This is a genomic window from Oscillospiraceae bacterium, from assembly GCA_035380125.1.
GTDB lineage: Bacteria > Bacillota > Clostridia > Oscillospirales > JAKOTC01 > DAOPZJ01.
This window is the reverse complement of the sequence record DAOSWV010000003.1, coordinates 101,029-113,873: the sequence shown is the minus strand read 5'-3', so window position 1 is coordinate 113,873 and position 12,845 is coordinate 101,029. Positions and strand designations below refer to the sequence as shown.

Sequence of the window (12,845 nt, the reverse complement as noted above, 5' to 3'; positions counted from 1 at the left end):
CATTTTGCGGCGTCACGTTCCGGCGTCTCCTTTCAAATATTTAGTTGGTTTTGATGATCCATTCCGACCTTGCAGCGAGGAAGTGTCATTTATCTGTCGTCATGGTTTATATGAAAACACCCGCCTCATAAAGAAGCGGGTGGGGTTGCATCAGCTTCGTCCGCATTGAAGACTTCGTATTTTTCGTCTTCCTTTGGTACGAGCTTTGTAGATAGGAACTTTTCGATATTGAAGGCACGGCGCGGGTCTGCATCGGACAGGTATTTGTAGTTGGGATGCTTTGTGATATCGTACTTGTCCGACATAAACGGTCTCACACCGCGTAGCTGGAGGATACACTTGCCTCCGTCGAGGACGGCAAGCTCATCGATAGACGCTAAGTCCTTCCCGAGCTTTTGATAATTTAAGCTGTGGGAGGTTTCCCGGCCCCGGCTCTCGCCGGTGTTAAACGTATCGATGGTCTCCTTGCCAAGCGCCTGATTTAGCTCCTTGAGCGTTGTCGGCTCCTTGCCACCGAGAAAAATAGAGCTGTCACAGTTGCCGATGATGGTATCAGCGTTGTCCTTATACAGAGCTTTGAGCTGAGATTGTGCCTGTAACACGAGGCACGCGGAAATCTCTCGACTTCGGATTGTCGCCATGAGCTTTTCCAGATTCGGTATCTGTCCGATATTCGCCGCCTCATCAATCAGGCAGCGGACATGAACAGGCAGGCGTCCTCCGTAAACATCATCAGCCTTTTCGCACAAGAGGTTGAAAAGCTGGCTGTAAATCATCGAAATCAAGAAATTGAAGGTGCTGTCTGTGTCGCTCATAATGAGAAACAGTGCCGTTTTTTCGTCTCCGAGGGTGTCCAGCTCCAGCTCATCGTACATGGTGATCTCGCGGAGTTCCTGGATATCGAAGACGGCAAGGCGAGCGCCGCAGGAAATATTTATGCTCTTAGCTGTCTTGCCTGCGGCAAGCTTATATTTGGCATATTGCCGCACAGCAAAGTGCTGGGGCTCACGCGAAGCGAGCTCCTTGAACGCCAGATCGACAGGGTTTTCAAAGGTTTCATCGTCTTCTCTGACCTCCATTGCGTTGACAAATTCTATCAGTGTGGCGAAGTTTTGTTCCTCCACCGGTGCTTCATAATGGATATAGCCGATGAGCGCCGTGTAGAGCAGCGTCTCCGCTTTCTGCCAGAAATCGTCCCCTGATTTGCCGTCTCCCTTGGTGTTGCTTATGAGCGTCGTGACCAGCTTCAAGATATCCTTTTCACTGTGGATATACGCAAAGGGATTGTAGTGATGGCTTTTCTTGAAGTTGATAGAGTTGAATATCTTGATCCGATAGTGATTGCGCCTCATGAGGTCTCCACATTCGACCACGATGCTGCCCTTTGGGTCGGTAACGACGTAGCTGGAATGAAGCTGCATGAGGTTTGGCTTGATGAAAAACCGTGTCTTGCCGGAGCCGGAGCCGCCGACTACAAGGACGTTTTTGTTTCGTGCCTTGCTGGGGTCTTTGGGACGGTTGGACATCATCAGACGTTCTGTCTGTGTCAGTATAACATTATTTTCAAACTTTGGGTCAATAAACGGCGAAATATCCTCCTGCGTACCCCAGCGAGCCGAGCCATACTCCATATTTTTCCGAAACTTCTTCGCGTTTCGGCCTTTCACATAGACGACCACACGTATGATAACCGCAATAGCAATGCCCACGCACAGGTCTATGGGATGGAAACTTGGCATGATGGATTGAAATGCGGCAGTAAAGCCGGTCATGAGTCCGAGTACCTTCGCAGAGAAATCCGCACCAGGGGCAAGCCGCCACGCCTGCCCCAGCTTGGTTGCCAAAAGTCCGATAAACACATACGGAATATTGGGGAGAATGACCTTTTTCAGATTGAGAGGCTTTTTCATAATTCCAGCCCCTTATCCTTGCTGCGTACCTTGGCAATATCCTTACCAAGCTGCGGCAGCTTGAACTCGCGTAGCTTCTTGATGACCGAGGACTTTTCTTTGGCCTTTTCAACTTTATTGGAAAACTCAGAGAATGCCGCCGTCAGGGCGTCGGCGTCCCGTGCTTTGAAGAAGACCAGATACTTGGGAATCTCGCCGGTCTTATCCTTTTTGATGGCATAATCCACGCCGTACTTCCGAGCTACACGGTCAAAGCTCTTGATATTGCTGTCGCTGACTTCGATATTGGACACACCCTGATTCTGCCCCACAAGTTCTTTGACCGTTTGCTTGCCGGTGGGCTTTGTGTTGGCTTTTTCAGCTTTTTTCGCTTTCACATGAGCCACATATTTTGCCATTGCCGACTTGAGCACGCGGCCTGTGAGCTTTGTCGCGCTGATGACCAGCGTTACCGTCCTGCTGTCCACTTCCTCCTGCATGAGCGTCGCCTCCTTCCTTCAAGAGTGATGGTGTTGCCGTTACGCCCATTCCAGAACAAATACGACGGTCAGCACCTGTTCGTTGACGGCCTCCGACATAGCGGATACCACTGCGTCATAGGACAGCGAGAGTGAGTTGCCGGCGGGGATTGACCACGTTCCGGGGAGCGAGAGCGTTTCCGAGCTGCCCGTTGTAGCACTCTGCGCTCCGTTGAGGGAGAAGCCGATGAGTTTCGTGTCCACCTTTGCCGTTGCCATGCCGGTATTATAAGGCACAAGCGTCCATCCGTTTACCGCAGATACGGTCACGGCAGTCACTTCAACCGCGCCGGTGGAGTTATTGACGATGACGGCGTTGTCAGAGGTATAAACCTCTCCGTATTTGGAGACGGTCATAGTTAAGCTCGCGGGCACAGTCACGGAGAATCGCGTCATAGCATATCCGCAATCGTCGCAGTACCCATCGCCGTCCGCATCGGTGTGGTTGCCCGTGTCGGTGTTGCTATATGAACAGCCAGAGCAAGTGATTGTTCGCTGATGCTGCGCGTCCGAGATAGCCGTCCAGCCTCCATAAACAAGCGAATGGTTTGCTGTTTCCGTTGTGCTGTACCCACAGGTGGAGCAGCTAACGGAGCGCCGGTGCTGCGACGCAGAATAGTTCGTCCAGCTTCCGTAGCTGAGAGCATGGCTTGAATACTCATATTCGCTGTACCCGCAGACAGAGCAGGTTTTCAATCGCCGGTGCTGCGTCGCGGAATAGGACTGCCATGCGCCATAGGTGAAGCTGTGATTTGCATAGCTTGTAGAGCCGACATACGAACTACAGGTCGCGCAGTAGCTTCGGACGCTGTGCTGAGTGCCGCTGTACTGCGAATACTGCGTTGTGAGCGAGTGGTTTCCATATTCGTAGTAAGTGCCGCTATCACCGTAGGAACAGGTGTAGGAACGCCGGTGCTGAGAGGCGGAGTAATACGTCCAGCTCCCGTAGGTGTACGGCCCATGCGTTGTGCCGGAGCCGAGATACGCGCCGCATGAGCTGCAGTAACGCTCCCACTGACAGCTTGTTACCCACGTTGTCGTATAGGACGGATGGGTGCAAGCGGGGGTGCAGGTGCAGGCGGTCAGATAACCGCAGTAGGTACAGCGGTCATAGCTTGAATTGTAGTGAGAAAACACATGAGCTTCTCCGAGAACACCACCTGCCTGATCGTATCCGCAGTTGGAGCACCAAAGCCGGTGGCAATGCACGCTTGCCGTCCATTGTTCATACGCTTCGGTATACGCGCAGGTTGTTTTGCAGGACGAGCAATACCCAACGGCACGAGTAGCAGCCAAAGACGCAGCGGTCAGTGAATAGGTAGCCGCTCCGCCGTAATCATTGCTTGCGGTAACAGGACAGTCATCTGCGCCCCAATCATAGGCACAGATATTATCGAGCATCCCGTCCTCCATGACCGTGATATGCAGGCGCGGGTCATATCCCTTTGTCCAGTCAATCGGATGATTTGTGGTAAAAGCACCTTGAACGAGAGACGGAAATGAATCTTCGTGGAAGAACACAAGACTTTGCAGCGATTTACAATTATTGAAGGCGTGATAGCCGATCTCACGGACACTCGCGGCGATTTCTGCATATTCCAGATTTACGCAGCCCGAAAACCAATAGGCGATGCTGTCCACGGTCAGGCCGTCATAATCATCCATGTGAACGGCTACGATTCTTTCGCGGAAAGCCGCCCACGGCTGATCGTCAGCGGAGGTAAAGGTTTCGGGAGCGCCGGTACCGTAGATAAACAGCTCGCCACAGTCTGCGTCAAAATCCCACTCAAAGCCGGAATTCTGGGCTTCGTCTGAGACTTCCGGCGATTCAGTAGTGAGGACTTCATCGGTCACAACCGGGTCAACAGTTTCCGTTATCTCCGTGTCGGACTGAATCTCATAAACATCGGATGCTTCGGTTTCGCCCGACTGTTCATGCTCGTGGGTGCAATTCTCGTCGGTACAGACTTCCTCTGTTTGGGCTTCTGTAAGCTCCGTATCGTCTGCCGCCAGCGCGGTCATGGGGAGCATGGTCACGACCATGACCAGCGCCAGCAGCAGAGAGAGCAGCATTTTGGGTTTATATCGTGTCATTCATTTGCCCCCTTAATCCACGATGGAGATCGTAAAGACGATATTCGCGGCATGAATGCTGTCCGCGTTGGGCGCGTCGCCGGAAACCTTTGCATAATAGGTCAAGAGCTGACTGCCGCCTGCGGAGATAGCCGGGAACGCGGAGCTTGTAATCGCCACGCCGCCCGCGCCCTTGGTGACACAGCCGTTGATTTTCAGGGCAATCGTCTTGCTGCCAGAAAAGCTTTCATAGCTGCCGACCTTGTAAGCTCCGTCTGTGATGCTGACGCCGGTTACCTGAATGGAGCCGGTCTTGGAGTTGTTGGTGATCTTAGCGTTGTCTGCCGTCACAACCGTGCCGTTGATGACATAGACAGGCAGCGCGGCGGGGACTGTGACATTGACTGCCCTATACTCGTTATCCACAGTCAGCGTGACCGGCACGGTAGCCGTTGTGGAGCTGGCTGCAAACGCCGTAGTACCGAGAGACAGGGCAAGTGCCAGTGCGAGAAGAATTGCCGAAAAGCGTTTATGCTTCATAAAAGTTCCTTTCTGCGGCAAAGGGAGAATCCGTTGCCGGACTCTCCCCGCCGCTTTTATTTGTTCCGAAGTGACTTAGGCTACGGTGTCCCACTCGATGACAAAGACCACGTTTGCGACGGTGGCGTTTTCGACCGCACCGGACAGAGGTGTGACGATAGCGGAGTAGTCGATAGCCACGCTGTTGCCGGAGGTGTCACCGATACCGGTCATATAGCAGCCGGTGATGGGCGCGGAGATAAGCGCCTGCGTTGCGGCGTCAGAGGCGGTCTTCACCTGAGCTCCGCCGCCAATGGTCAGTGCGAAGCCCAGCTTGTTGGAATCGACCTTTTCACCGGCAAGCGTGGACTTGTTGCCGAAAGCGGTCAGATGCCAGTCGGACGCAGCAGAGATTGCGACGGACTTCACACGAACCGCACCGTAGGAGTTGTTGGTAATCTTACAATCGCTCGCGGTCACGACGCTGCCGTCGTCGGACATAGCCATGGGCAGCGAGGTGGGGACAACGACGTTCAGCTTGGTGGGCGTGGGGTCTTCGCCGCCGCCTACGCCGCCATTGGTGGTGGTCAGGTTGACGGGAGTGGTGCCGGAGCCGCCCGACGTGTCGATTTCAGCGGCAAATGCGGAGACGGACAGGGCGCAGATCATGCAGAGAGCGAGACACAGAGAGATAATCTTTTTCATATAAGCTCCTTTTCTGCCTTACGGCTATAAAGATGATTTAGGTGACGATTTAGGCCGCGGTATCCCATTCCACGACGAAAATAACGGTGGCGACGGTAGCCTCAGTCACGGGAGAGGACAGCGGGGTGACGATGGCGCTGTATTCCACATCTACCTTGTTGCCGGCACTGTTGCCCACGCCGGACATATAGCAGCCGGAAATAGGCGCGGAGATTAGGCGCTGAGAGGATGCGTCGGAGTTGTCAGTCACGGTCTGTGTGCCGTTACCAACGGACAGTGCGAAGCCCAGCTTATTGGAATCGACCTTCTCATTGGCAAGGGTGGTCTTATCTCCAAACGCGGTCAGCTTCCAGCCGTTTGCGGTGGTGATAGTTACGCTGGCAATACGGACAGCGCCGTAAGAGTTGTTGACGATCTGGCAGTTGTCCGCTGTGGTCACGTCGCCGTTCTGTGCCATTGCCATAGGCAGCGCGGTGGGGAGCGTGACGCTCATGGCGGTTGCGGACGGGTCGCCGCCGATGGTGCCGTCATCGGTGGAGCTCAGATTGACCGGCGTGGAGCCGGAGCCGCCATTAGTGTCAATATCCGCTGCAAATGCGGAGACGGACAGGGCGCAGATCATACAGAGAGCGAAACACAGAGAGATAATCTTTTTCATTCGGTTTTCTCCTTCATTTCAATAGGTTTCGGGTTAGCCGAGCACTGTGACCGTGATGATAGCCCCGGCGCAGCCGAGGTATTCGCCGGTGTCCGGGTTCACGTTATAGAACATGGCGGTACACTCATAAGTACCGGCATCCAAATCCATGGACAGCTTGGTACTCTCGATTTTGCTGCCTACGGGAATCGCGCCAGACTTGTAGATGACCTCATTGGTATCGTTGCGGGTGATCTCCACGACCTGCGGGTAACGGTTGACACCCTCGTTGACAATCATCAGGCTTCCGGCAGACGTGCCGTTTTCAAAGCTGGGGGAAGTGTTCATGCTGATATTGATCATGCCTTCCTCAACCTTTTCGTTCAGCCCCTCCACGATTTTGTCAAGGTCAGCTTCGTCCCAGCCGCCCTCCACAGCGCCGGTGTCGTAAACGATGCCGGTATTCGGCATTTTGTCTGTCTGTTCGTCGCCGGAGCAGCTCTTGAACAGAAAGACGGCAGCGGCGATGACGAGCAAAATCAGAATGACGATTCCGATGGTCTTGGTGTTGTTTTTCTTTGTCTGCGTGTGTTTAGCGGGATTGCTCATATTCGTATTCCTCCTTGAATTTCTCCGCATAAGCGGTGAAGTGTCGTTTGTTTACGGGCAGCAAAAATGCCGCGCTAAGGCGGCAGGCCGGACAGGTATTCATTTCGCACTCAGCGTTCCGCAGCGATGGCGGGCTTGTCCTTCTTGATATCCGCCGCCATTTTCGGCTCCATGGGCAGGGCGATGATTTTCTGCCCCATTTTCAAGAACGTCTCCGGTTGGTGGAACATACCCTCATATTTCTTCTGGAGACCATCGGGGAGAGATGCGAAGTTATCGTCACTCAGCCCACAGATGAAAAACTTACCGGCGATGATATCCACGATTTCTCCGTCCTCGCCGCGGACAGCGCGGTTCAGCTCGCTGCCGTTGATTTTACCTTCCTCTTGGCAAATGAGTGCCAAAGGGTCATCGAAGAAATACGTGGCTTCGATATCCCCGCCGACCGCAGCCTGCAAAGACTTCAAACCGGAGTCGATAGTGACCATTCTGGCGTACTGACCGGGCTCGACCATGAGCACATCCAGTGTGTCCTTTTCCGGCACAGCGGAAAGCTCTTTGCCGTCATCGGTTTTGAAGCTCACGTCGATGAAGTCCTCAGCGTCCAGAATGATATCCGATTCGTTCCACATATCCCGGACGGCCTGCTCCGCCTCGTCCTGTGATAGGGCCTCCACCGTGACCTTCTTTTCCAGCGTCTCCGTGACCGTTACTTCAAACTCCCGCACAGATTCCGCCCTCCAGTTCAATGACCTCAACGTCACACCTGCCGAAAGAAATCGCGGCGCGGTTGCAGTCCAGAAAGTCATCCAGCTCCTTCAGCAGCTCTGCGTCGGCAGATACCGGCTGCATGGCGCTGTCGTGGAACAGGGCAAACGCCGGAACTGCCAGATAGCTTGCTCCGTCCACGGTAATCAGGCCCTTGTGCTCAAACACCAGATTGAAAGGTTCGCCCTTCACGCTGAACTCGCAGGATTCGTCCATATCGTCGATGATGGGGCTGTACTCGTCATAGGTGTTCACATTTTTGATACCATCGGGATAGATGAGTGCGATTGCGGTGTTGACCACAGAGCGGGCATCCTCGCAATCGTCCCCGAAATCCTCATCCTCACAGAGCGCGGCCTTGCAGATGGCGGAGGCGAGAGCCTCGATAAAGTCCTCATTGCCGGCGAAGTCGTCAACATCAAAATTGATAATGATATCTCCGTTGAGGGTGATATTTACGTTATCCATAGTTAAAACCCCTTTCTCAGCGTTCATTCTCGCGCTGTCTCTTTTTCTGCCACTGTTCCAGCAGCTTGATGATGGTCTGCTCCATCTGGATGGGCGTGTAGCTCCGGGGGAAATACTTGCGGAGCACATCGCTCTTGATGGTGATGCGGTCGAGCTCGTCCTTCTTTTCCTCGGACATGACCTTGTACATGGCGTTTTGCGTACATTCGCCGGCCTGACTGAGCTTTTTGATGCGCTGTGCCTGAGACAGCGACGGCGTGGCCTGGGAATAATCCATAGCGTCGAGGAACCGTTTCTGCTCGTCGGGTTTGAGATACGACAGCTCCACAGCGGGGTTGAACGCGATTTCCTTGCTGTCCACCTTTTCCTGAAGCTCAGGTAAAAGCTCGGCGATTCGGATATACCTGTGTACCTGACGCTCACTCTCATTCGCGTCTGCGCCGACCTTGGCAACTGCCCAAGATGACTTCTCGCCAACTTGGCGAGAAGTTGGCCCATCGCCCAAATCCTTGCGCTGCCCCTGATGCTTGAGCGCGTCCAGCTTCATCTTGTACGCCGCCGCACGCTCGCTGGGGAGGATACACTCACGCTGCAAATTGCTGTCTACCATGAGAATCACCGCCTCATCGTCTGTCAGATTTCTTACGATAACCGGAATCTCTTTGAGCCCTGCCAGTTCACAGGCGTGAAGCCGACGATGACCGGAGACCATCTCATAGCCGCCGTCCGGAGCAGGCCGCACGATGGCGGGATTCAGAACGCCGAACTGCTTAATGCTGTCCACTGTCTGCTGCATCAGTTCATCGTCCACCACACGAAAGGGATGCCCCTCAAAGGGATGGACTTCGGAAACAGGTATCTTTCGGACTTCCTCCGGCTGAGTGGATTTGTCTTTTTCCTTTGGCACGTTTACACCTCCGCATGAAAATAGCCGCAGCGCGAGCTGCGGCGGTTATATCAAACCGTTCGCCATGTCGTGATTGACCAGCGAGCGGAAATGATTGGATATAGTCAGCGGCGCGTTATACAGCGTCGCCAGAAGATACTGCCGGATATTGCGAACTTTGGTGGTGTTCTCGCGGAGCGCGTCCATGACGAAACGGATGTGCTCGATATCCAGCTTCAAAAACTGACTTTTTACTACATCGGCGGGCTTGTCATCGCCGGAGATTCGGACGGTCTCTTTTGTGGTACAGACCGTATCGACTATGAGCTCCAGAATTTCTTCCAACGTGTCCTTATCATACGGATACTCGCCGCAAAGAATTTCGTAGTCGATATTCTCACAAATGAACTCTCTGTACTCTCGCCTCGCTTCACTTCGATTCGTTTCCCGTCCGTGGTTCTCTCTGAACGAAGTGAAGGGAAAAGAATCAGTATCACTAAAGTCAGTATTATTAAGATCAGTATTACTACCCTTTGATTTCGGAAGTTCTTGAACTTCGATTTTCATAGTTCCAGAACTTTGATTTTCAAAGTTCTTGATTTTTGATTCCGAGCCGCCGATGAAATTCTTGACGTAGATGACATTCGGCTTGCCAAGCCCCTGACGCTTGCGCTCTATGAGGCCGCTTTTTTCGTCCAGCTCACTCAGCAGCTTTGCAGCCTTTTGGACGGCACAGCCGATGGAGCTCATGACCTCATCCAACGTGAAGATGATATACACACGGTCGTCGTCATCAAGCCAGCCGTTCTTTCGTGATAGGCTCATGCGGTCAAGCAGGATACCGTAGAGCACCTTAGCCTCGGCGCTGATATTCCGAAAACGCTCATCCGTGAACAGCACCTTGGGGATGCGGTAAAACGAAAACTGCTCCGCCTGGTCTCCGTAGAAATAGTCCAGCGTCACCTTGGCCACCGTCCCATCTCTTTGAGTATCTTGAGCGTACACCAGCCGATGCAGGGAGAATCCCGACCGTAGGGACAGCCGACACACTCGGAGACGGCGGCAGGCTCTTTATGGGGAGGCGGAGTTGCGCCCTTCGGCAGCGGAGGCGTCTGCGGGATATCACAGCAGCAGCCGTCCTCATAAGTACAGCCCTTTCGTAAGCCTTTCCAGTACAGGCAGTACCGGCAGTCGCAGACGTTATAGTCCCAGCTCTTTCCGTATAGCTTCAAATAAACACCTCCAGTCCATTGAGTGCGGGAAATAAAAAAAGCGCGTCTACCGGCCCAGCGAATGGGCGTGATAGACGCGATAAAGCTTTGCTTACGGTTCTTTGTGGATTGCCTCGTTGAAAACTACGCCATAATAATATGCAACATTTCAATGAAACGCTTGTTTTCGACCTGAGGCCGGTGTATAATGCTGATTGAAAAGTAGCACAATAAAGCGAACAAGTTTTCAATGGAGGCGCTTATGGAAATCAAACGGGATCGCTATTTGAATAAACTCATTTCTTTCATGTGGGACGGACAAGTGAAGGTCATCACCGGCATTCGCCGCTGCGGGAAGTCTTATCTGCTGCGTAATCTGTTTCGGGATTATCTGCTGGGGCAAGGTGTGCAGGAGGATCATATTCTTTCCTTCGAGCTTGATTTGGCACGGGACATTCGCTTTCGCAATCCCTTGGAGCTTGCAAAAGCTGTCCGGGAGCTGGTGGAGGGCAAAGACGAGCAATTCTATCTGTTCGTGGATGAGATCCAGATGTCCGATGAGGTTGCCAATCCCTATAATGCGGACGGGCGAAAGATCACCTTTTACGATGCGCTCAATGACCTGAAGTCCATTTCCAATCTGGACATCTATGTCACCGGCAGCAATTCCAAGATGCTGTCCTCGGACATCCTCACCGAGTTTCGGGGACGCAGCGATGAAATCCGCGTGCATCCGCTCAGCTTTGCGGAATACTATTCCGCTGCCGGTGGGGATAAGAGCGATGCGTTTGATGCGTATGCCTTCTTCGGCGGAATGCCGCTGATTCTGTCCCGCCCGACTGACTCCGCCAAGATGACCTATCTTACGTCACTGTTCTCGGAGGTTTATCTGAAGGACATCGTAGAGCGCAAGCATATTCAGCGGGAGGATGTGCTATCCTCCATTCTCGATCTGCTCTGTTCCTCCATCGGTTCGCTCACCAATCCGACGCGGGTTGCTGACACCATCAACACCAAGCAGAAACGAGCCGGTGAAAATGTCGTGGCGCTGAACACCGTCAAGTCCTATATGGATCATCTGTCAGACGCTTTCCTGTTCACCGAATGTAAGCGTTGGGATGTGAAGGGTAAAAGCTATTTCGATTATCCCAACAAGTATTACTGTGAGGACATCGGGCTGCGGAATGCGCGAATCGGCTTCCGGCAACAGGAAATGACGCATATCATGGAGAACATCATCTTCAATGAGCTCATGATCCGGGACTGCGCGGTTGACATCGGAATTGTGTATTCAGCGGAGAAGAACAGTCAGGGTAAGGTTTCTCAGGTGGCGCGGGAGATTGACTTCATCGCAAACAGCGGGGGCAAGAAAACCTACATCCAGTCTGCCTACGCGCTGGGAACTGAGGAAAAGGCTATTACCGAGAACAAGCCCTTCGCTCTGACCGGCGATTCCTTCCCGAAAATCATTGTGCGGCATGACATCCGCAAACGATGGTACGACGATAACGGCATTCTGAATATTGGAATTATTGATTTTCTGTTGGATAACACTGTGATCTGAGTATCACGATCATGAAGTGAAAAGCGCGTCTACCGTCCCGTTTTCGGGTGTGGTAGACGCGCTTTTTCACTTAATTCTGTTTTTAGTAAGGAACTCTTGAGAGAACAATTTATGCTTAAAGGACTTTTGCTGGATGCCATGAGCTTTCTCAGACACAAGATAGTCAATGGCACAAACCTTCGGAATCATGAATCGACCGGATATATCAAATGCCTTCAAATCCTTACGGTTACACCAACTAATGATTGTGGAAGGAGCATAGCCAATAAACTCTGCAAACACTTTTGCCGTTATCACATCCTCAAGCCCGCTCATCTCCATTTCATAATAAGCCCGGAGCATTTCAACCTGTTTAGGTGTGAGCCGCAGAAGTTTATCTTTACAAGTGCTGCGAGCATGTTTACTGCCGGAGCGTTTCAAATACCATCCGTCTGTCGCAAGATACTTCTCTGGTGATATGAGCCGATCTTGCAGATAGGTTATTACGTCCTTCGTCTTGATCGTATATCGTCGGGTCTTTTTCCTTGTATCCCGGCAAGGAATAAGTTTGTTCTCTATCAGATAGAGCGCTGTCGCTTTGCTGATATGCGCCACCTTGTAAAACTGTTCCTTGCTCATTGTTTTCGGGTATGTCTTCCGAATGTCCTCGTAGAATTTGAGGTTTTCTTTCATGCTGATACCACCTTATTCGTATTCGGTCAACGGTAGGTGCTATCCGCAATAAGTCATCGTTAATAGGGTTGCTGTTCTCCCCTAATTCTCCCCAAAGTGCTTAATTCTCCCCAAAATCGGCCAAAAAACGGAAAAAACTCGAACTGCCTGCGGCGCAAGGCTTTTCACGCTTTTGAGAGGCGAATGGCTTGGAAAGCCTTGATTTTACTGGCTTCCTTAGCTTCCGCTATCGGCCGATCAGGTCGCTTTTCTTCCCTAAAGTACAAATAGCGGACTTAGACTCGAAATCAGTTTGGGGGCAACTC

14 protein-coding genes are annotated in these 12,845 nt (G+C 52.4%); 1 reads left to right on the top strand and 13 read right to left on the bottom strand.

Annotation, left to right across the window (positions count from 1 at the left end):
• Positions 1-125 precede the first annotated feature (125 nt).
• From PK629_01820 to PK629_01765, 12 genes are all read right to left on the bottom strand, one after another.
• Positions 126-1,910: a type IV secretory system conjugative DNA transfer family protein gene (locus PK629_01820; GenBank protein ID HOP10208.1), complete on the bottom strand. Its 1,785-nt coding sequence runs from the start codon at positions 1,908-1,910 to the stop codon at positions 126-128.
• Positions 1,907-2,389: a PcfB family protein gene (locus tag PK629_01815; GenBank protein HOP10207.1), complete on the bottom strand. Its 483-nt coding sequence runs from the start codon at positions 2,387-2,389 to the stop codon at positions 1,907-1,909. The genes PK629_01820 and PK629_01815 overlap by 4 nt, the downstream gene beginning before the upstream one ends.
• 39 nt (positions 2,390-2,428) lie before the next feature.
• Complete coding sequence (locus tag PK629_01810) at positions 2,429-4,522, bottom strand: leucine-rich repeat protein (GenBank protein ID HOP10206.1); 2,094 nt, start codon at positions 4,520-4,522, stop codon at positions 2,429-2,431.
• Between the two features lie 12 nt (positions 4,523-4,534).
• The gene (locus tag PK629_01805; GenBank protein ID HOP10205.1) at positions 4,535-5,041 is read right to left on the bottom strand and encodes a hypothetical protein; all 507 of its coding nucleotides are present in this window, start codon (positions 5,039-5,041) and stop codon (positions 4,535-4,537) included.
• A gap of 75 nt (positions 5,042-5,116) precedes the next feature.
• Positions 5,117-5,725, bottom strand: coding sequence for a hypothetical protein (locus PK629_01800; GenBank protein HOP10204.1), 609 nt, complete (start codon positions 5,723-5,725; stop codon positions 5,117-5,119).
• A gap of 49 nt (positions 5,726-5,774) precedes the next feature.
• Positions 5,775-6,383 (bottom strand): hypothetical protein, encoded by a 609-nt coding sequence (locus PK629_01795; GenBank protein ID HOP10203.1) that lies wholly within the window; start codon positions 6,381-6,383, stop codon positions 5,775-5,777.
• Positions 6,384-6,416: 33 nt separating this feature from the next.
• On the bottom strand, positions 6,417-6,971 hold the full coding sequence (locus PK629_01790; GenBank protein HOP10202.1) for a hypothetical protein: 555 nt from the start codon (positions 6,969-6,971) through the stop codon (positions 6,417-6,419).
• Between the two features lie 110 nt (positions 6,972-7,081).
• On the bottom strand, positions 7,082-7,699 hold the full coding sequence (locus tag PK629_01785; GenBank protein ID HOP10201.1) for a DUF3846 domain-containing protein: 618 nt from the start codon (positions 7,697-7,699) through the stop codon (positions 7,082-7,084).
• A complete protein-coding gene (locus PK629_01780; GenBank protein HOP10200.1) occupies positions 7,686-8,207 on the bottom strand; it encodes a hypothetical protein in 522 nt (173 codons plus the stop codon). The genes PK629_01785 and PK629_01780 overlap by 14 nt, the downstream gene beginning before the upstream one ends.
• A 16-nt stretch (positions 8,208-8,223) precedes the next feature.
• Positions 8,224-9,114: a ParB/RepB/Spo0J family partition protein gene (locus tag PK629_01775; GenBank protein HOP10199.1), complete on the bottom strand. Its 891-nt coding sequence runs from the start codon at positions 9,112-9,114 to the stop codon at positions 8,224-8,226.
• Positions 9,115-9,159: 45 nt separating this feature from the next.
• Positions 9,160-10,056 carry a DUF6017 domain-containing protein gene (locus PK629_01770; protein HOP10198.1) on the bottom strand — a complete coding sequence of 299 codons (897 nt, stop codon included), beginning with the start codon at positions 10,054-10,056 and terminating at the stop codon, positions 9,160-9,162.
• Complete coding sequence (locus PK629_01765; GenBank protein ID HOP10197.1) at positions 10,053-10,325, bottom strand: hypothetical protein; 273 nt, start codon at positions 10,323-10,325, stop codon at positions 10,053-10,055. Before PK629_01765 ends, PK629_01770 begins: the two co-directional genes overlap by 4 nt.
• Positions 10,326-10,566: 241 nt before the next feature.
• Here PK629_01765 and PK629_01760 point away from each other — a divergent pair, with 241 nt between their 5' ends.
• Positions 10,567-11,868: an ATP-binding protein gene (locus tag PK629_01760; protein HOP10196.1), complete on the top strand. Its 1,302-nt coding sequence runs from the start codon at positions 10,567-10,569 to the stop codon at positions 11,866-11,868.
• A 66-nt stretch (positions 11,869-11,934) separates the two neighbouring features.
• Here PK629_01760 and PK629_01755 read toward each other — a convergent pair whose 3' ends face one another.
• Positions 11,935-12,540 carry a hypothetical protein gene (locus tag PK629_01755; protein HOP10195.1) on the bottom strand — a complete coding sequence of 202 codons (606 nt, stop codon included), beginning with the start codon at positions 12,538-12,540 and terminating at the stop codon, positions 11,935-11,937.
• Positions 12,541-12,845: the final 305 nt, after the last annotated feature.

Bases quoted from the DNA above. Each gene is read 5' to 3' on its own strand.
- PK629_01815 (HOP10207.1), bottom strand. From the start codon at position 2,389: ATGCAGGAGGAAGTGGACAGCAGGACGGTAACGCTGGTCATCAGCGCG.
- PK629_01820 (HOP10208.1), bottom strand. From the start codon at position 1,910: ATGAAAAAGCCTCTCAATCTGAAAAAGGTCATTCTCCCCAATATTCCG.
- PK629_01800 (HOP10204.1), bottom strand. From the start codon at position 5,725: ATGAAAAAGATTATCTCTCTGTGTCTCGCTCTCTGCATGATCTGCGCC.
- PK629_01790 (HOP10202.1), bottom strand. From the start codon at position 6,971: ATGAGCAATCCCGCTAAACACACGCAGACAAAGAAAAACAACACCAAG.
- PK629_01780 (HOP10200.1), bottom strand. From the start codon at position 8,207: ATGGATAACGTAAATATCACCCTCAACGGAGATATCATTATCAATTTT.
- PK629_01805 (HOP10205.1), bottom strand. From the start codon at position 5,041: ATGAAGCATAAACGCTTTTCGGCAATTCTTCTCGCACTGGCACTTGCC.
- PK629_01755 (HOP10195.1), bottom strand. From the start codon at position 12,540: ATGAAAGAAAACCTCAAATTCTACGAGGACATTCGGAAGACATACCCG.
- PK629_01760 (HOP10196.1), top strand. From the start codon at position 10,567: ATGGAAATCAAACGGGATCGCTATTTGAATAAACTCATTTCTTTCATG.
- PK629_01810 (HOP10206.1), bottom strand. From the start codon at position 4,522: ATGACACGATATAAACCCAAAATGCTGCTCTCTCTGCTGCTGGCGCTG.
- PK629_01795 (HOP10203.1), bottom strand. From the start codon at position 6,383: ATGAAAAAGATTATCTCTCTGTGTTTCGCTCTCTGTATGATCTGCGCC.